Source organism: Mycobacterium sp. 852002-51152_SCH6134967, from assembly GCF_001667105.1.
GTDB lineage: Bacteria > Actinomycetota > Actinomycetes > Mycobacteriales > Mycobacteriaceae > Mycobacterium > Mycobacterium neumannii_A.
In genome coordinates this window covers 46,020-64,435 of record NZ_LZIK01000038.1, presented here as the reverse complement: position 1 = coordinate 64,435, position 18,416 = coordinate 46,020, and the positions used below count along the sequence as shown (strand labels likewise).

The following is an 18,416-nucleotide window of genomic DNA, read 5'->3' as shown; positions in this document are numbered from 1 at the left end:
ATGAGCAGGGCGTCCTATCACCACGGCGATCTGAAGGCCGTCATCCTCGCCGAGGCGGCCAGTCTGGTCGCCCAGCGCGGCGCCGACGGAATCTCGCTGCGAGAGCTCGCACGGGTCGCGGGGGTGTCGCATGCCGCACCCGCACACCACTTCACCGACCGGCGCGGCCTGTTCACCGCGCTGGCCGCGCAGGGCTGGCGCAAGCTGGCCGCCGCGCTCGCCGAGGCAGAGCCGGAATTCATCGATGCCGCACTGGCATACGTGCGCTTCGCACTCGACCATCCCGGGCACTACGCGGTGATGTTCGACCGCTCGCTCGTCGACCCGGACGATGCGGAGTTGAAATCGGCCCGGGACGCGGCGGGTGCGCAACTGAGGCAGGGCGTCGGCACCCTCGACGATCCGCGCGCCGCAGAGGACCCTCAGGCGGCGGCGCTCGCGGCCTGGTCACTGGTACACGGCTTTTCGCTGTTGTGGCTCAACAAGGCGATCGACGCCGACGGTGATCCGATGGCCACCGTGCACCGGGTCGCGGGCATGCTGTTCGAGACCGGGTAACGTGCGGGCATGCCCCAGACTCCGCTGACCGATATCGCTGTGACCACCCTCGACGGCCGCGACACCACGCTCGGCGAACTGGCCGACGGCGCCGCGCTGGTGGTCAACGTCGCCTCCAAATGCGGTCTGACTCCGCAGTACACCGCGCTCGAACAGTTGGCCAAGGACTACCGCGACCGCGGGCTGACCGTGATCGGCGTGCCGTGCAACCAGTTCATGGGCCAGGAGCCCGGTTCGGCCGAGGAAATTCAGCAGTTCTGCTCGACGACGTACGGCGTGACGTTCCCCTTGCTGGCCAAGACCGACGTCAACGGCGCCGACCGGCACCCGCTGTACGCCGAGTTGACCAAGACGCCCGACGACAGCGGTGAGGCCGGCGACATCCAGTGGAACTTCGAGAAGTTCCTGCTCGCACCGGGCGGAACGGTCGTCAAGCGGTTCCGGCCGCGCACCGAACCCGACGCCCTCGAGGTGATCGCGGCCATCGAGGACGTCCTGCCGCAATAGCGTTCGATGGCCACCTGCCGTCAGCGTGTTGTAAACCGTTGCGACACCTGAGGTTGCCACACTGACGGCGTGGCAGGACAGCTGATCGTCTCCCTCTCCGGCATCACCGAGCGCACGATGCCCGAGGTCGCAGACTTCTGCGCCCAGCTCGACGCCCGGGGTGTGCCGGTTTCGTTGCTGGTGGCGCCGAGGATCGAGGGCGGCTACCGGCTCGAGGAAGACGGCGCCGCCGTCGAGTGGCTCGCCGCCCGGCGGGACTGCGGTGACGCCATCGTGTTACACGGCTTCGACGAAGCCGCGACCAAGAAGCGCCGCGGCGAGTTCGCGACGCTGCCCGCACACGAGGCCGGCCTGCGGCTGATGGCCGCCGACCGCGTGATGGAGCACATGGATTTGCGTACCCGGCTTTTCGCGGCGCCGGGATGGGCCGTATCCGATGGCACCGCACTGATGTTGCCGCGCAGGGGCTTTCGTCTTCTCGCCGGACTGACAGACATCACCGACCTGGTCCGCGCAACGGCTGTACGGTCGCGCGTGCTCGGTGTCGGTGAAGGCTTCCTGCGCGAACCGTGGTGGTGCCGCACGCTGGTGCTGTCGGCCGAGCGGACGGCCCGGCGAGGCGGAATCGTTCGAGTCGCCGTCGCCGCCCGGCACTTGCGCAGGCCGGGCATCAGACACGCGATGCTCGACGCCGTCGACCTCGCACTCATGCACCGATGCGTGCCCGATGTCTACAAGTGGCGTCCGGACGCCGCTATGACCGCCGCCGCTTAGCACCCGCCCGCTAACGTGGCGGCCATGGCAGATGCTGACGTCATCGTCGTCGGAGCCGGGCTGGCGGGTCTGGTGGCGGCCTGCGAGTTGGTCGAGCGCGGCCGCCGCGTCCTGATCGTCGACCAGGAGAACGCCAACAATATCGGCGGCCAGGCGTACTGGTCGTTCGGCGGGCTGTTCTTCGTCGACAGCCCGGAGCAGCGGCGGCTGGGTATCCGCGACAGCCACGAGCTGGCGCTTCAAGACTGGCTCGGCTCGGCGGGCTTCGACCGGCCGGAGGACCACTGGCCGCGCCAATGGGCGTACGCCTACGTCGATTTCGCCGCCGGCGAGAAACGCGGCTGGCTGCGCGAACGCGGCCTGCAGACGTTCCCGCTCGTCGGGTGGGCCGAGCGCGGCGGATATGACGCGCGCGGACACGGCAACTCGGTGCCGCGATTCCACATCACCTGGGGCACCGGCCCCGCGATCGTCGACATCTTCGCTCGCCGGCTGACCGGGCGGGTCCGGTACGCGCACCGGCACAAGGTCGACGAGCTCATCGTCTCCAACGGTGCCGTCGTCGGCGTACGCGGAACGGTGCTCGAACCCTCCGACGCGGCGCGCGGCGTGGCCACCTCGCGAGAACCGGTCGGACAGTTCGAATTTCGCGCTCAGGCGGTGATCGTCGCCAGTGGCGGTATCGGGGGAAACCACGACCTGGTGCGGCAGAACTGGCCCAACCGGATGGGCCGCGTGCCCGAACAGCTGCTGTCCGGTGTGCCCGCACACGTCGACGGGCGCATGATCGGCATCACCGAAGCGGCGGGGGCGCGGGTGATCAACCGTGACCGCATGTGGCATTACACCGAGGGCATCACGAACTACGACCCGATCTGGCCGCTGCATGGGATCCGCATCCTGCCCGGGCCGTCGTCACTGTGGTTGGACGCCAACGGCAACCGGCTGCCGTCGCCGTTGTATCCCGGCTTCGACACGCTCGGCACGCTCGAACACATCGCGCAGACCGGTCAGGACTACACCTGGTTCATCCTCAACGCCCGCATCATCGCCAAGGAGTTCGCGCTGTCGGGCCAGGAACAGAACCCCGACCTCACCGGTCGCAGCATCCGCGACGTGTTGGCGCGGGTCCGTGCCGGGGCGCCTGCGCCCGTGCAGGCGTTCGTCGACCGTGGTGTCGACTTCGTCAGCGCCGACTCGCTGCGCGGCCTGGTGTCGGCGATGAACGACGTCCCCGATGTGCTGCCGCTGGACTACGCGACCGTCGAGGCCGAGGTCACCGCCCGCGACCGCGAGGTGGCCAACAAATTCACCAAGGACACGCAGATCGCCTCGATCCGCGTGGCACGCAACTACCTCGGCGACCGCGTCAGCCGCGTCGTGGCACCGCACCGGTTGACCGATCCCAAGGCAGGGCCGCTGATCGCGGTGAAGTTGCACATTCTCACGCGAAAGTCGTTGGGCGGATTGGAAACCGATCTCGACGCACGCGTGCTCAAGCCCGACGGCAACGTGTTCGACGGCTTGTTCGCCGCCGGGGAGGCGGCGGGCTTCGGCGGTGGGGGGGTGCACGGTTATCGGTCGCTGGAGGGCACATTTCTCGGCGGCTGTGTGTTCTCCGGGCGTGCGGCGGGCCGCGCGGCCGCACGCGACACGGCCTGACTTCAGCAACCGCGAGTCAGAATTGCGTGCCGTCCTCGGGTTCGAGCACCTGGAAATCGGTGTCGGTCATCTCGGTGAGCCGGCTGTAGAAGATCCCGCGGGCGCTCGGATCGATGATGCCCTGATGGATGGGCACCGCATGCATCGGCGCCACCGCGCGCAGATAATCGACCGCTTCGGAGATTTTCATCCACGGCGCGGCCGCGGGGGTGGCGAGCACGTCGACCGGTTCGCCGGGCGCGTACAGGGCGTCACCGGGATGCATGAGCCGGGCGCGATGGGTCCCGTCGTCGACGAGGTAGGAGATGTTGTCGATGACCGGCAGCTCCGGGTGGATCACCGCGTGCTTGCCGCCGACGCCCCGCACGGTCAGGTGGTCGATGGAAAGGACGTCGCCGACGTTGACCGCGCGCCAGGGGTCGCCGAGTTGCGCGGCGGTCTGCGGATCGGCGTACAAGGCGGCCTGCGGGTTGGCGTCGAGCAGGGCCGGAAGCCGCTCGGTGTCGGCGTGATCGGGATGCTGATGGGTGACCAGGATCGCCGACAGGCCGGTGATGCCCTCGAATCCGTGCGAAAAGACGCCGGGGTCGAACAGGATCGTCGCTTCGTTGCCGGAATCGCTCTTGAAATTGGCCAGTAAGCAGGAATGTCCGAAATGGGTCAATTGCATGCCTATATTGTGGCGGCGCCGGCCGTGTTCAGGGGGTAGTTGAGTCGTGCGATTGCTGCTTGCAGTGGCCCTCGCCGCGTTCGGCGTGGCGTTGACGGTCGGCCCTGTGCCCGGCCCACCCGCGCGGGCGGTCCCCGGCGTATGCCCGCCGATCTGCGATGCGATCCCGGATGTGGCATGGCCCGCCTCCAGCGCGCTGCCGCTGGCCTCGGTGTACCGGTGGCCGGGGCTGGCCGGGCTGGCGGTCACCGCCCCCGCGCCGCGGTTTCTGTTCGAGGAACTCTGCGCCAGCCCGCCCGTGCCTACCGACCCGCGCGACTACGTCGTGGCTGCCAGGGCGCAAGTGACCAATCCCGCTGGTCAGTGGCAGTTGCGGGCGCAGGTGCTGCACTGGCGCGGGGATGTCGCGCACAACGGACCCCTCACCCGTTCGGTGCTCGGCTCGGCGCAGTTGCGGCTGCGGACCTGCCAGTTGACGGCGCCTCTGGTGTCGCCGTCGATCACCACCGCCGATCCCGAGCGCCTCGCCGCGGTGATCAGCGTCTCGGGACAGAAGGTGGTGCACCAGTATCTGCTGGCCCATCCCACCAGCGGCAGCCTCGTCGAACTCGCACTGTGGTCGATGCTGCCCCTGCAGGTGTCATGGCCGCCGATGCCCGACGCGCAAGTGCTCGACGCGCTGGCCGCCCCGTTGTGCGAGGCGTATCTCGGTTCGTGCCGGTGAGTCGCGCGCGACGGAACCGCCGGTACAGTTGACGCGTGGCAAGGGTGGTGGTGCACGTGATGCCCAAGGCCGAGATCCTCGACCCGCAGGGGCAGGCGATCGTCGGCGCATTGGGCCGTCTGGGTTTCAACGGCGTCTCAGATGTTCGGCAGGGCAAGCGTTTTGAGCTCGAGGTCGACGACAGTATCGACGATGACACCCTGGCCGAGATCGCGGAATCGCTGCTGGCGAACACCGTGATCGAGGACTGGTCGGTCAGCAGGGAGCAATCGTGACGGCACGTGTGGGCGTCATCACATTTCCGGGCACTCTCGACGACGTCGACGCCGCACGCGCCGTTCGGTTGGCAGGCGCCGAGCCCGTTTCGCTGTGGCATGCCGACGCCGATCTGAAGAGCGTCGACGCCGTGGTGGTGCCCGGCGGGTTCTCCTACGGGGACTATCTGCGTGCCGGAGCGATCGCGAAGTTCGCACCGGTGATGGGCGAGGTCATCCGGGCCGCCGATGGCGGCATGCCGGTTCTGGGGATCTGCAACGGTTTTCAGGTGCTGTGCGAGTCCGGTCTGTTGCCGGGCGCGTTGACCCGCAACATCGGGCTGCACTTCGTCTGCCGCGACATCTGGTTGGAAGTGGCATCGAACTCCTCGGCGTGGACGTCGCGGTACGAGGCCGGCGCCGACGTGCTGATTCCGCTGAAGTCCGGCGAGGGCCGGTACGTGGCCAGCGACAAGGTGCTCGACGAGCTCGAGGGCGAAGGTCGCGTGGTGTTCCGGTACCGCGACAACCCCAACGGCTCACAGCGCAACATCGCAGGCATCAGCTCGGCCAACGGACGCGTCGTGGGCCTGATGCCGCATCCCGAACACGCCACCGAGGCGCTGACCGGACCGTCCGACGACGGGCTAGGCCTTTTCTACAGCGCACTCGACGGCGTCCTCAGCGCATAGGGCGCGGGCGAAGAAGGTCACGGGGTCAGGGCCACCGAGGCCTCGGCGGTGTAGCACAGGAACGTCAGCGTTTCCTCCAGATACAACTGCACGGTTCCCGCGTCGTGCGACAGGTAGCCGATCGACACGTCGGTGCCCAGCTGCAGGTCGAAATCGCCTCCACGCGTTGATAATACGAACGCACCGTCGATGGCGGGCGCCCAAATGATGTCGCCGTCGACCAGCCGGTTGAGGTGCTCGCGGATCGGATAGCCGTGCTGCGTGGTTTCGCTGACCTTCGTGTACACCTCTGCCGACAGCAGTACCGAATACGGCCCGTCCACACCGGAGAGCCGCAACTCGGAAAGCGCCTGAGAGATGACGTCGGGAATATCGCGCTCGTCGTCGGGCAGCGCGAGCGCGGTGTTGGAACTGCACGCCCGGACGCCTTCGATCGACGCCGCTTCATAGCCCTCGAAGATCGCCCGGTCCTCGGCGAACGCCAGTTTCATGGCCGCGTCCTTGACCGGATCCCAGTCCGAGTCCTGCGAACCGCGCTCGACATCGTCGATCGCGGCGCGCGACACCGTGAACGGCACGCGCAGTCGCACCAGCGGTTTGGCCTCCCGCAGGTGCGCGACCACGCCGTCGCCCGGAGGCGTCACGTCACGCAGGTGGCCGGTGCTGATCGCTGCCTTGACGGGCCCACCCGGCTCGCTGACGTCCACCACACGACGACCGGCGATGTGGCGCTTGAACGTTCGTGTCGCCTCGAGCTCGATCTCGGCCCAGGCCTCTTCGGTGACCGGTGCAAGGTCGCGGTACAGGTTGTTCATCAGCGGGTTCCTTTCAGGCTGCCGATGGCCAGCGAGCCCTCGTATTCGGCGGAGGTGGCCACGGGCGGCGCCGGCTCGTCCTGATCGGCGCCGACCGAATTGGGCAGTGGGGGAGGATCGTCGAGGAAGTCGAGGCTCGGGGTGAAGAACAAACCGCCCGTCAACGCGGTCGAGAAGTCCAAGATGCGATCGGTGTTGCCGGGCGGGTCGCCGAGGAACATGTTGTCGAGCATCTGCTCGGTGACGACCGGCGTCCGCGAATACCCGATGAAGTAGGTGCCGAACTCGGCCTTGCCGACCTGTCCGAACGGCATGTTGTGCCGCACGATCTTCAGTTCGTTGCCGTCGTCGTCGGTGATCACGTTGAGCGCGACATGGGAATCGGCCGGTTTGACCGCATCGTCGAGTTCGATGTCGTCGAGCTTGGTGCGCCCGATCACCCGCTCCTGGTCCTCCACCGACAGCGAGTTCCACGCGGCCATGTGGTGCACGTACTTCTGCACGTGCACATAACAGCCGCCCGCGAAATCGGGGTCCTCCTCGCCGATCTGGGTGGCCGACCGCGCCAGCGCACCGTCGGGGTTCTCGGTGCCGTCGACGAAACCCATCAGGTCGCGGTTGTCGAAGAACCTGAAGCCGTGCGTCTCGTCGACGATCGCGATCGCACCGTCCATGGCATCGACCAGCTTGGTGGCCAGCTCGAAGCAGACGTCCATCGACTCCGCCCGGATATGAAACAACACGTCACCCTCGGTGGCCGGGGCGTGGTGGCGGTCGCCGCGGATCTCGGTGAAGGGGTGCAGTTCGGCCGGTCGAGGGCCGGTGAACAGCCGGTCCCAGGCCTTCGAGCCGATCGAGGTGACCGCCGATAGCCGCTTGGCTGGGTCGCGGAAACCTATGGCCCGCACCAGCCCCGAGATATCGGGCAACGTGTCGTGCACGGTTGCCTCTCCACCGTCGACGATCGTCGCCACCAGGAAGACGGCCGCAGGCGTCAACGGTTCGAGCACCGGTTGTGGTTGGATCTCGGGCACAACTGGACCCTAGCGTCATCGATCTTGATTCACCGGTAAAGATGAAGGAATGGCAGCTAGCCCCCAGAGCCTCTGCGAGTTCATCGACGCGTCGCCGTCGCCGTACCACGCCTGCGAGACGGCTGCGTCGCACCTGCGCGAGGCCGGCTTTCGCGAACTGTCCGAAGCCGACGCCTGGCCCACCCACGGCGACTTCTTCGTCCTGCGGGCCGGATCGCTGATCGCCTGGCGGACCAACGGAGGCAGCCGAAACACCCCGTTTCGGATCGTCGGCGCCCACACCGACAGCCCCAACCTTCGGGTCAAACAGCACCCTGACCGGTTCGTCGCCGGCTGGCGGGTGGTCGCGCTGCAGCCTTATGGCGGCGCGTGGCTGAACTCGTGGCTCGACCGTGATCTGGGGATCAGCGGCCGGTTGTCGGTGCGCACCGACAGCGGGCTGGCGCACCGGCTCATCCGGATCGACGAGCCGATCCTGCGGGTGCCGCAGCTGGCCATCCACCTCGCCGAGGACCGCAAGGCCGTCGAGCTGAACCCGCAGCGCCACGTCAACGCGGTGTGGGGCACGGACCCTGCAGGCCAGAAGGGACCAAGGTCCTTCCTCGATCACGTGGCCGAGCATGCAGGGGTGGCGGTCGACGATGTGCTGGGCGCCGACCTGATGACCCATGACCTGGCCCCGTCGCGGCTCGTCGGCGCCGACCGCGACCTGGTGAGCGCCCCGCGGCTGGACAACCAGGCGACCTGCTACGCGGGGCTGGACGCGTTCCTGGCGGCCGAGCCGAGCGGATATTCGCCGGTGCTGGTGCTCTTCGACCACGAGGAGGTCGGCTCGCAGTCCGACCACGGCGCCCAGTCCGACCTGCTGTTGACCGTGCTCGAGCGCATCACGCTCAGCGCGGGCGGCGGGCGTGAGGACTTCCTGCGGCGCCTGCCCGGCTCGATGGTGGCGTCCGGCGACATGGCGCACGCCACGCACCCGAACTACCCGGAGCGCCACGAACCAGGACACCTGATCGAGGTCAATGCGGGACCGGTGCTCAAGGTGCAGCCGAACCTTCGGTACGCCACCGACGGGCGCACCGCCGCGGCGTTCGCGCTGGCGTGCGCGCAAGCCGGGGTGCCGCTGCAGCGTTACGAACACCGGGCCGACCTTCCGTGCGGGTCGACGGTCGGGCCGATGACCGCGGCGCGCACCGGCATCCCGACCGTCGACGTCGGTGCTCCGCAGCTGGCCATGCATTCCGCTCGGGAGGTGATGGGCGCCGGCGACGTCACCGCCTATGCCGCGGCGTTGACGGCGTTTCTGTCACCGCGGTGATCTAGGGTCGGCGCATGACCCTCGCCGTGCTCAACGTCACCTTCGACAGCACCGACCCAGACCGGCTCGCCGAGTGGTGGGCCGGTGCGCTGGGCGGCGAGGTAAACCCCATGGCGCCAGGCTTTTTCGTGACGGTCTCGCAACCGGGCAGCGCTACCGGCCTCGGCTTCCAAAAGGTTGACGATCCCACCCCGGGTAAGAATCGTCTCCATCTCGACCTCGGCGCCGACGACGTCGAGCCGGAGGTCAGGCGGCTCGTCGAGCTCGGGGCCACCGAACTCGGGCGGCACAGCATGGGTGATTTCGGATGGGTGGTGCTGGCCGATCCGGACGGCAACCAGTTCTGCGTCGGCTCGGCCGACCACCCCTGATCGCACACGCGGTAAGCGGGACCGCTCGATGTTTTGCGGGTGTAAACCAGGCGCGCCCCCTAACGTCGATCCTGTGACGCGACCGGTCCGTGCGGCTACGGCGGCTCTCGCGGCCGCGCTGTTGATGAGCGCCTGCGCAGCCGAAGCGCCCGCACCCCCCGCCGAGACAGCGGTCGAATCCGACGATCGCCCCGCCCGCAGCCAGGGAGTGCTGGTCGACGGTGTCGCAGACGGGGCGCCGGGGTGCTCCGCGGCGGTGGGGGTCGAGGGCGCCGTGGTCTGGGCCGGAGCCCGCGGCCTCGCGGACATCGCCACTGGCGCCGATCTGACCACTGACACCGCGTTCGACATCGCCTCGGTCTCCAAACAGTTCACGGCGACCGCCGTCCTGCTGCTGGTGGACCGGCACCAGCTCGCGCTCGACGACACCTTGGCGACGCACGTGGCGGGACTTCCGCCGTGGGCCGCCGGCGTCACCATCGGGCAGCTGATGCATCAGACCAGCGGGATCCCCGATTACATGGGGCTGCTCGAAGACGCCGGTTTCACATTGACCGACCGCACCACAAACGCCGACACCCTGAGGGCGCTGGGGGCCGTGACCGAACTCGATTTCGAGCCCGGCACGGCGTTCGAGTACTCGAACTCGAACTACGTGCTGCTGGCCGAGATCGTCGAACGGACGGCGCGGCAACCGCTCTCGGCATTTCTGTCGGCGCGGATCTTCTGGCCGCTCGAGCTGGACATGGTCCTCGACCCCGCCGCTCCGGTCCCCGGCGCCGCGGTCCCTTATACGGGTGCCGACGGCGAATTCACGCCAGCGCGCACCGCATGGCTACAGGTCGGTGACGGGTCGATCCAGACCGCGCCGAGCCAGCTGGTGCGCTGGGCGGACAATTACCGCACCGGCGAAGTCGGCGGCCGGACGTTGCTCGACGCCCAGCTCGCCGGGGCGGTCGAGACCGGAGACGGCGACCGGTACGGTGCGGGCATCTACGAGTACGCCAACGGCGCGCTCGGCCACGACGGAGCCTGGGGCGGCTTTGTCACCGACTTCCGGATCGATCGCGACCGGCGTACGTCGGTGGCGGTGAGCTGCAACAGCGACACGCAGGATCCGAGCGCTCTCGCCGACGCGCTCGCCCGGATCTGGGGCTGAGCGCGTGTCGGGTGCCTGAGACGGCGGACAACCTAGAATGGACTCGTGACGTCGGAGCTAACCCATGCCTTGAACACTGTAGACACCGTCGACAGAGCCGCCGCCACCCCCGACCATCCCCAGCCCTTCCGCGAACTCGGCCTCAAGGACGACGAGTATCAGCGGATCCGCGAGATCCTGGGCCGCAGGCCGACCGACGCCGAACTGGCGATGTATTCGGTGATGTGGAGCGAACACTGTTCGTACAAGTCGTCGAAGGTGCACCTGCGCTACTTCGGCGAGACCACGACCGACGAAATGCGCAAGACAATGCTGGCCGGCATCGGCGAGAACGCCGGCGTCGTCGACATCGGTGACGGCTGGGCCGCCACCTTCAAGGTCGAGTCACACAACCACCCGTCCTACATCGAGCCCTACCAGGGCGCGGCCACCGGCGTCGGCGGCATCGTCCGCGACATCATGGCCATGGGCGCGCGCCCGGTCGCGGTGATGGACCAGTTGCGCTTCGGCGCGCCCGACGCACCCGACACCCGCCGCGTCGTCGACGGGGTGGTACGCGGCATCGGCGGCTACGGCAACTCGTTGGGACTGCCCAACATCGGCGGCGAGACCGTGTTCGACGCGTCCTACGGCGGCAACCCGTTGGTCAACGCGCTGTGTGTGGGGGTGCTGCGCAAGGAGGACCTGCACCTGGCGTTCGCGTCCGGCACCGGCAACAAGATCATCCTGTTCGGCGCCCGCACCGGCCTCGACGGCATCGGCGGCGTGAGCGTGCTGGCGTCCGAGACGTTCGGCGGTGACGAGAGCGGTGCTGCCGGACGCAAGAAGCTGCCCAGTGTCCAGGTGGGCGACCCGTTCATGGAGAAGGTGCTCATCGAGTGCTGTCTCGAGCTGTACGCAGGCGGCCTCGTGGTCGGCATCCAGGACCTCGGCGGAGCCGGATTGTCCTGCGCCACATCCGAACTCGCATCGGCCGGCGACGGTGGTATGCGCATCGAGCTGGATGCGGTGCCGTTACGCGCGGCGAACATGACGCCCGCCGAGATCCTGTCGAGCGAGTCGCAGGAACGCATGTGCGCCGTCGTCACGCCCGAGAACGTCGAGAAGTTCATGGCCGTCTGCCGTAAGTGGGAGGTGCTGGCCACGGTCATCGGCGAGGTCACCGACGGCGATCGCCTGCAGATCACCTGGCACGGCGAGACCGTCGTCGACGTGCCGCCGCGCACCGTCGCGCACGAAGGCCCGGTCTACGAGCGGCCGGTGCAGCGGCCCGAGACACAGGACGCGCTCAACGCCGACACCACCGCCAAGCTGCCGCGCCCGTCGACGGGCGACGAGCTCAAGGCGACTCTACTTGCGCTGCTTGGCAGTCCACACCTGTGCAGCCGCGCGTTCATCACCGAGCAGTACGACCGCTACGTGCGGGGCAACACCGTGCTGGCCGAAGACGCCGACGGCGGCCTGCTGCGTGTCGACGAGACCACCGGCCGCGGCATCGCTCTCTCGACCGACGCGTCGGGTCGTTACACCGCGCTCGACCCCTACACCGGCGCGCAGCTGGCGCTGGCCGAGGCTTACCGCAACGTCGCGGTCACCGGCGCGACACCGGTCGCGGTGACCAACTGCCTGAACTTCGGCTCACCGGAGGATCCCGGCGTCATGTGGCAGTTCAGCCAGGCCGTGCGCGGGTTGGCCGACGGCGCTGCGGCGCTGGGGATTCCGGTCACCGGCGGCAACGTGAGCTTCTACAACCAGACCGGCACCACCGCGATCCTGCCCACCCCGGTGGTCGGTGTGCTCGGGGTGATCGACGACGTCAAACGTCGCATTTCGACCGGCTTCGGCGATGAACCCGGCGAGACGTTGATACTCCTGGGCGACACCCGCGACGAGTTCGACGGGTCGATCTGGGCGCAGGTCACCGCCGATCACCTGGGCGGGTTGCCGCCGAAGGTGGACCTCGCGCGCGAGAAACTGCTCGCCGAGGTGCTCACCGCCGCGTCGCGCGACGGCCTGGTCTCCGCGGCGCACGACCTGTCCGAGGGCGGCCTTATCCAGGCCGTCGTCGAGGCCGCGCTTCGCGGCGAAACCGGTTGCCGCATCGTGCTTCCCGAGGAATGGCAGGGCGGCACAGACCCGTTCACCTTCCTGTTCTCCGAATCGGCGGGACGGGTCCTTGTCGCGGTGCCGCGCACCGAAGAGAGCCGCTTCCGCGCGATGTGCGAGGCTCGCGGACTGCCCGCCACGCGCATCGGCGTGGTGGACCAGGCCGGCCAGGATGAAGAGGCCGCGGTCGAGGTTCAGGGCCTGTTCACCGTCACTCTGGAGGACCTGCGCAGCACGTCGGAGAGCGTGCTGCCCAGGTTGTTCGGGTGAGTGAGACCACCCGACAACAACACCCCATATATGTCTGGGCGTGGCGCCTGCTCCGCCTCGACTTCGTCGGAATCGCGTTCAGCGCGCTGTTCTTCTGCCTGTCGCTGACCCCCTCGCTGTTACCCCGGGACTGGCTGTTCGCGGGCCTGATCGGCGGCATCAACGCCGCCATCGGCTACGGTATCGGCGTCTTCATCGCAAAGATGCTGCGCCGCTTCGTGTTACGACGGGTCAACTGGTGGCCCCCGCCGAAGCGAGTGCTGTGGGTGGCCAAGAGTGCCACGGTGATGCTGGCGCTCGGGGCCAGCATCCTCATGGTGATCCCCGCCGCCGCCTGGCAGCGACAGGTGTCGGCGGTGATGGGCATGGAAGGTCCGACCACGTTCGGATATCTGCGCACGCTGGTGCTCGCGGCGTTCGTCGGCGCGGCGTGTGTGGCCACCGCCCGCGTACTGCTCGACATCATCAAGACGATGGCCCGGTTCTTCATCCGCCGGTGGCATCTACACGACGAAGTGGCGTTGTTCATCGGCACCGCGATCGTCGTGGTGCTCGCCATCATGCTGATCAACGGGGTGCTCGTCCGCGGATTCCTCGCCGGCGCCAACCGCGTGTTCCAGCCCCAGAACACCACGACCAGGGCAGGCGTCGTCCAGCCGCTCGAACCCGAGAAGTCAGGCAGCCCGGAGTCGTTCGCAGCCTGGGACACCCTGGGTTATCAGGGTCGCAACTTCGTGGCGACCGGGCCGGACGCCGAGGAACTCACCGAGCTGAACGGCACATCCGCCAAGGAGCCCATCCGCGTGTACGTCGGCCTGCAGACCGCCGACACCGACGAGCAGCGGATGGCGGTGTTGCTCAGCGAACTCGAGCGTACGGGCGCGTTCGAACGCGAGCTGCTGGTGATCGTTCCCACCACCGGCACCGGCTGGATCAATCCCGTTGCGGCGCGATCGCTGGAGATGATGTACAACGGCGACACCGCTCTGGTGGGTTCGCAGTACTCCTTCCTGCCGAGCTGGATCTCCTTCCTCGGCGACCAGCAGAAGTCGATGAAATCCGGGCGCATGATGATCGACGCCATCCATCAACGTTGGGAACAACTTCCGCGGGACCGGCGACCCAAGCTCGTGCTCTACGGGGAGAGCCTCGGCTCGATGGCGGGCCAGGGTGCGTTCGACTGGCTGCCCGACATCTCGCGGATGGGCTTCTCGTCGGTGCTGTGGGTGGGCCCGCCGAACGCGAGCCCGCTGTGGAGCGCGATCACCGCGCGGCGTGATCCCCGAACCCCCGAAGTCGAACCTCGCTACGACAACGGCCGCACCGTGCGCTTCTCGCAAGCTACCGATCCCGCGCAGATCGCGAAGGTGGCCGCCACGCCGTGGGAGGGTACGCGTGTGTTGTTCCTGCAGCACCCCTCCGATCCGGTCGTGTGGTGGTCGACCGACCTTCTGTTCACCCGGCCGGACTGGTTGCGCGAACCGCCCGGCATCGACCGCACCGCATCGATGCGGTGGTATCCGATCGTCACCTTCGGACAGGTCGCCGCCGATATGACGAATGCGAGTTCGGTGCCGGGCGGCCACGGCCACAACTACGGCGACCTGGTGCTCGACGGGTGGGCCGCGGTCGCGCCGCCGCCAGGGTGGACTCCCGAGGACACGGAACGGATCCGCACCGCCCTGAGCAAGACCGAGTCCCAGGACGGGCCCGAATACTGATGGGAGCAGGGAGGTTTCGGGCGCTCGCCGTTGCGGTCGCGTTGGTGGGATGGAGCTTCATCGCGCCCCGGGTGCGGTTCCATCCGATGTGGAATGCCGCGTTGGGCGCAGGCGTCTACGCGCTCGCGCGTCCTCCGCTCGGGTTGCGCCCACCGGCGCTGTGGTCGGGCCTCCGCTACGGGCTGGCCGCCGCCGCGCCGATCGCGTTGGGAGTCGCCGTCGGCACCGCGATCCCGTCGGTGCGGCGCGGAATGGGCGCCCGAGAACTGCCCGACCATCCCGTGCGGTGGATGGCGCTCGATATCCCGATCGGCACCGTCTGGCCCGAGGAGGTCGCCTACCGCGCCACGTTGGGCCACACCGCCGAGACCGCGTTCCCGCCTGCGGGCGGGCGCCTGCTGCAAGCGGTGGCGTTCGGTCTCTGGCACATCATGGACGCCCGCATCACGCGCAACCCGGTGCTGGGCACCGTGCTGTTCACCGGCGTCGCGGGCTGGTTGTTCGGGTGGTTGCACGCGCGGTCGGGCAGCGTCGTGGCGCCGATGCTGGCCCATCTGGCCGCCAACGAAGCCGCGGCATTGGCGGCGCTGGCCGTGCAGCGGCGCATAGAGTCCCGGTCATGAGCGCAGCAGGGCGAGCCCGTTCGCGAACCTTCGTCGTGACCGGTGCGGCATCGGGTATCGGCCTGGCCACCGCGAGGCGCCTGCTCGCCGAGGGCGGCACCGTGATCGGCGCGGACGTGGTCGAGCCGCGCGAGAACCCGGGCGACGGTTTCGAGTTCGTCAGCGCCGACGTCACCGACGAGACCGCGGTCGCCTCCGTCTTCGCCGCGGTGCGTGGTCGCCTCGACGGTGTCGTGCACGCCGCTGGGGTGGCCGGCGGCGGGCCGGTACACCTGCTCGAGCGCGCCGAGTGGGACCGCGTCATCGCGGTCAACCTCACCGGGACGTTCCTGGTGGTCAAGGCCGCCCTGGCGAAGATGATCCAACAACCGCGGGCAGACGGTGAGCGCGGGTCGATCGTCACGCTGGCCAGCGTCGAAGGGCTGGAGGGCACGGCAGGCGGCAGCAGCTACAACGCCGCCAAAGGGGGTGTCGTGATCCTGACCAAGAACATCGCAGTCGACTACGGCCCCAGCGGTATCCGCGCCAACGCCATCTGCCCCGGTTTCATCGACACCCCGATGCTGGAAAGCGTGATGGGACTGGAGGGTATGGAGGGCCCGCTGCAGTCCATCACCGAAGAACATGCTTTGCAGAGGCGCGGCAGGCCAGACGAGATCGCGTCGGTCGCAGCGTTTCTCGTCTCACCCGATGCGTCGTTCGTCACCGGTCAGGCGATCGCGGTCGACGGCGGTTACACCGCCGGGCGCGACCACGGCGTGGTGAAACTGTTCGGCTTCCCCGACTGAGGCTCTCAGGGATTGATGGTCAGCTCGCCGATCTGGCGGCCCCACACGTACTCGATGAACATCGGCTGGCCGAGTTCGAGGTGGTTGTACGGGGCGATGCTGGCACCGGTGTCCATCACCAGGTACGGCGTCGGATACAGGTCACGGGTGATGTCCTGCCAGCAGCCCGGCCGGCCTTCCGGCCCGCCCCTCGCGTTGACCCGCGGCAGGTTGTCCGGGTAGATGTACGGGTTGCCTGCGCCGGCCAGGATGCCGCCACCGCCTGTCAGCGAATACCCATTGCCGCCCAACGTCTTCGCCACTCGGGGCTGCACTTCGGCGTACTTGCGGATGGTGCACACGATCGCGGGGCTGTGGTGGTCGAACAGCTGTGCCGTCGGCACCAGGTCTGCGGCGCCGCGCACGAGATAGGGGCCGCCGCGTTCGATGGTGTCGGCCGCGACGTCGGCGAAACCGAGTGCTGCCATCAGGGCGGTGTCGATGTCGGTGCGGTGCTCGTTGAACGTGCGGGCGGAGGCCGCGGCGTTCCGCAATCCGTCCCACAGGTCCACCGACGCGTCGGCGTAGACCTCGGCGAGATCGGCCAGCAGGCGAGTGTCGCTGCGGATGGCCGGCATCCGTGCGTTGAGGTCGTCGAGGATCCGGTCGCCGTTCACCAGCGAGCCGCCGAAACCGCTGCCGCCCAGCCCGCTCAGCGCTTCGGCCGTCGCCGCCAACGTCTGGTTCAGCTTGATCGGGTCGACCGTCTCGGCGAGCGCGATGACCGTCTCGAAGACCGTGTTGAACTCGGTCGTCACCGCGGATGCCTCGATCACAGCCCCGGCCGAGATATGTTGTGCCGAGGCATCGTCCGGAGACTCCAGCGAGACGTACTTGTTGCCGAACACGGTGGTGGCCCGAATCTCGGCCGTCACGTTTGCCGGAATGCGTTCCAGATAGCGCGGATTGACGTTCAACGACAACTCCGCCGGCTTCCCTGCGGCATTGTCGACATGGGAGATTGCGCTGACCCGGCCGATTTCGACTCCGTTGTAGGTCACCTTGGCTCCCCGTTCGACCACCAGACCCGCGCGCGGCGACAGCACGGTCAGCTGCGCCTTGCGGCTCAGGTCGCCGCGGAACTGGAGGTAGAGCAGGCTCGCCGCAACGGTCGCGACGATCAACAGCACCGCACCGGCCACCTTGTACGGCGGCTTGTGACGGTCGACAAACACTTTGAGACAGTAGGTTATGGCCGCCCGTCATACAGCCGATCCGGCGAAGACCCGCGCCGCGGTGGAAGCGCTCGCCGACTGGCTGCGCGATGACTCGCAGGCGGCACCGTCGCGCACCCAACTCGGCGAGGCGGTCCGGTTGACGGCGCGCACGCTCGCGGCGTCGGCGCCGGGTTCCAGCGTCGAGGTTCGCGTGCCGCCGTTCGTCGCGGTGCAGTGCATCGAGGGCCCGGCGCACCGGCGCGGTAACCCGCCCAACGTGGTCGAAACCGATCCGCGAACGTGGCTGCTGTTGGCGACCGGCCTGGCCACCATGGCCGACGCGGCAGCAGACGGCACGCTGGTCATGTCGGGTTCACGCGCCGGTGAGATCGCCGACTGGCTACCAATACTGCGACTCTGACCGGCGACGTCACCGGAAGTACGGATAGTCCTGAACCCAGTTGAAGCCGCGGGTGCGCAGCGGGAAGCTGTTGTGGTCCAATCGCCGCAACGACATGGCGACCGGCCTGCCGTCGAGGTGCCCGTGAAGGCGCAACTGGTCCCCGGTGAGCCGCTCGACCGTTAGTGTGACCGTGCCGGGCACTTCGAGCGTGCCCGCTGTGTCGTCGAAAACCGCAGGCGCCGAGACCAGTTCGCCGTCCATCCGCTGATACGTCACCAGCTCGGGTTGGTCGAAGACCACACGCTGCCAACGTTGCTTGTCGGTGGTCATCGGTGGGCGCAACGCCCCGTCGAGGCGAAATTCGGTGACCGACCAGATGCCGTACGCGTCGTGCTTGGCGCGTCCGCCGCCGTACGACTGCCAGCCCTGCCGCGTCAACGCCACGCATCCGATCGGTACCCAGACCCCCAGCAGGGCCTGCACCACCGCCGCGATCCGGTTGGCCGGGCGCCACGGGGGTCCCTGCACATCGTCGGTGTCCTGGGCATGTCCGGGGCCGGCAACGGCCACCTCGGTCGCGGTCACGGTCGCTTCCACCAATTGTCGGCCCGGATGTTCAAGGGGGTCACGATAGGCGTGGGGTGCGAACGTGGAAAGTGACTATCGACGGCCGTCCTTGACATGTCCCACGACACGCCCCGCAGGTGCGAAGCTGTTCAGGAATGCCCGTAGACTCGTGGCATCAACCACCCTCCCCTCGGAGCAGCC

20 protein-coding genes are annotated in these 18,416 nt (G+C 68.3%); 15 read left to right on the top strand and 5 right to left on the bottom strand.

The genetic code is table 11. From position 1 onward, the window contains the following. The 4 genes from A5790_RS12560 (at position 1) to A5790_RS12545 (ending at position 3,501) form a co-directional block, all read left to right on the top strand. Entirely contained in the window at positions 1-558 is a 558-nt protein-coding gene (locus A5790_RS12560; protein ID WP_066844348.1) for a TetR/AcrR family transcriptional regulator, read from the top strand. A gap of 9 nt (positions 559-567) precedes the next feature. Next, positions 568-1,065 (top strand): glutathione peroxidase, encoded by a 498-nt coding sequence (locus A5790_RS12555; RefSeq protein WP_066844345.1) that lies wholly within the window; start codon positions 568-570, stop codon positions 1,063-1,065. Between the two features lie 69 nt (positions 1,066-1,134). Next, positions 1,135-1,839 (top strand): DUF2334 domain-containing protein, encoded by a 705-nt coding sequence (locus A5790_RS12550; RefSeq protein ID WP_066844343.1) that lies wholly within the window; start codon positions 1,135-1,137, stop codon positions 1,837-1,839. Between the two features lie 24 nt (positions 1,840-1,863). After that, positions 1,864-3,501, top strand: a complete 1,638-nt coding sequence (locus A5790_RS12545; RefSeq protein ID WP_066844493.1) for an FAD-binding dehydrogenase — start codon at positions 1,864-1,866, stop codon at positions 3,499-3,501. A 16-nt stretch (positions 3,502-3,517) separates the two neighbouring features. On the opposite strand, the gene A5790_RS12540 is transcribed toward A5790_RS12545, so the two are convergent. Next, positions 3,518-4,171, bottom strand: a complete 654-nt coding sequence (locus A5790_RS12540) for an MBL fold metallo-hydrolase (RefSeq protein ID WP_066844336.1) — start codon at positions 4,169-4,171, stop codon at positions 3,518-3,520. 46 nt (positions 4,172-4,217) lie between these two features. On the opposite strand from A5790_RS12540, the gene A5790_RS12535 reads away from it, so the two are divergent. Genes A5790_RS12535 through purQ form a run of 3 tightly spaced genes read left to right on the top strand, consistent with a single transcriptional unit; the run spans position 4,218 to position 5,841 of the window. Further along, the gene (locus tag A5790_RS12535; protein WP_066844332.1) at positions 4,218-4,895 is read left to right on the top strand and encodes an ATPase; all 678 of its coding nucleotides are present in this window, start codon (positions 4,218-4,220) and stop codon (positions 4,893-4,895) included. A 35-nt stretch (positions 4,896-4,930) separates the two neighbouring features. Further along, positions 4,931-5,170, top strand: a complete 240-nt coding sequence (gene purS / locus A5790_RS12530) for a phosphoribosylformylglycinamidine synthase subunit PurS (RefSeq protein WP_064348053.1) — start codon at positions 4,931-4,933, stop codon at positions 5,168-5,170. Continuing rightward, positions 5,167-5,841, top strand: a complete 675-nt coding sequence (gene purQ, locus A5790_RS12525; RefSeq protein ID WP_066844329.1) for a phosphoribosylformylglycinamidine synthase subunit PurQ — start codon at positions 5,167-5,169, stop codon at positions 5,839-5,841. The genes purS and purQ overlap by 4 nt, the downstream gene beginning before the upstream one ends. 17 nt (positions 5,842-5,858) lie before the next feature. Here purQ and A5790_RS12520 read toward each other — a convergent pair whose 3' ends face one another. Together A5790_RS12520 and A5790_RS12515 are read right to left on the bottom strand one after the other, a co-directional pair. After that, positions 5,859-6,656 carry a family 1 encapsulin nanocompartment shell protein gene (locus A5790_RS12520; RefSeq protein ID WP_066844326.1) on the bottom strand — a complete coding sequence of 266 codons (798 nt, stop codon included), beginning with the start codon at positions 6,654-6,656 and terminating at the stop codon, positions 5,859-5,861. Beyond that, positions 6,656-7,690: a Dyp-type peroxidase gene (locus tag A5790_RS12515; protein ID WP_066844323.1), complete on the bottom strand. Its 1,035-nt coding sequence runs from the start codon at positions 7,688-7,690 to the stop codon at positions 6,656-6,658. The genes A5790_RS12520 and A5790_RS12515 overlap by 1 nt, the downstream gene beginning before the upstream one ends. Positions 7,691-7,739: 49 nt before the next feature. Between A5790_RS12515 and A5790_RS12510 the strand changes: the two genes are divergently transcribed. The 7 genes from A5790_RS12510 (at position 7,740) to A5790_RS12480 (ending at position 16,049) form a co-directional block, all read left to right on the top strand. Continuing rightward, positions 7,740-9,011, top strand: coding sequence for a M18 family aminopeptidase (locus A5790_RS12510; RefSeq protein ID WP_066844321.1), 1,272 nt, complete (start codon positions 7,740-7,742; stop codon positions 9,009-9,011). A gap of 14 nt (positions 9,012-9,025) precedes the next feature. After that, positions 9,026-9,382, top strand: coding sequence for a VOC family protein (locus A5790_RS12505; protein ID WP_066844319.1), 357 nt, complete (start codon positions 9,026-9,028; stop codon positions 9,380-9,382). Positions 9,383-9,506: 124 nt separating this feature from the next. Continuing rightward, positions 9,507-10,541 carry a serine hydrolase gene (locus A5790_RS12500; RefSeq protein WP_156656380.1) on the top strand — a complete coding sequence of 345 codons (1,035 nt, stop codon included), beginning with the start codon at positions 9,507-9,509 and terminating at the stop codon, positions 10,539-10,541. A 69-nt stretch (positions 10,542-10,610) separates the two neighbouring features. Then, complete coding sequence (gene purL, locus A5790_RS12495; protein ID WP_197696777.1) at positions 10,611-12,917, top strand: phosphoribosylformylglycinamidine synthase subunit PurL; 2,307 nt, start codon at positions 10,611-10,613, stop codon at positions 12,915-12,917. After that, on the top strand, positions 12,914-14,638 hold the full coding sequence (locus A5790_RS12490; protein WP_066844313.1) for an alpha/beta-hydrolase family protein: 1,725 nt from the start codon (positions 12,914-12,916) through the stop codon (positions 14,636-14,638). The genes purL and A5790_RS12490 overlap by 4 nt, the downstream gene beginning before the upstream one ends. Further along, the gene (locus A5790_RS12485; protein WP_066844310.1) at positions 14,638-15,261 is read left to right on the top strand and encodes a CPBP family intramembrane glutamic endopeptidase; all 624 of its coding nucleotides are present in this window, start codon (positions 14,638-14,640) and stop codon (positions 15,259-15,261) included. The genes A5790_RS12490 and A5790_RS12485 overlap by 1 nt, the downstream gene beginning before the upstream one ends. After that, entirely contained in the window at positions 15,258-16,049 is a 792-nt protein-coding gene (locus A5790_RS12480; RefSeq protein ID WP_066844308.1) for an SDR family NAD(P)-dependent oxidoreductase, read from the top strand. The genes A5790_RS12485 and A5790_RS12480 overlap by 4 nt, the downstream gene beginning before the upstream one ends. Positions 16,050-16,054: 5 nt before the next feature. Here A5790_RS12480 and A5790_RS12475 read toward each other — a convergent pair whose 3' ends face one another. Then, a complete protein-coding gene (locus A5790_RS12475) occupies positions 16,055-17,263 on the bottom strand; it encodes an MCE family protein (RefSeq protein ID WP_066844305.1) in 1,209 nt (402 codons plus the stop codon). Positions 17,264-17,279: 16 nt separating this feature from the next. On the opposite strand from A5790_RS12475, the gene A5790_RS12470 reads away from it, so the two are divergent. Beyond that, positions 17,280-17,666: a sterol carrier family protein gene (locus tag A5790_RS12470; protein ID WP_066844301.1), complete on the top strand. Its 387-nt coding sequence runs from the start codon at positions 17,280-17,282 to the stop codon at positions 17,664-17,666. Between the two features lie 9 nt (positions 17,667-17,675). Here A5790_RS12470 and A5790_RS12465 read toward each other — a convergent pair whose 3' ends face one another. After that, positions 17,676-18,233 (bottom strand): hypothetical protein, encoded by a 558-nt coding sequence (locus A5790_RS12465; RefSeq protein ID WP_156656374.1) that lies wholly within the window; start codon positions 18,231-18,233, stop codon positions 17,676-17,678. Positions 18,234-18,416: the final 183 nt, after the last annotated feature.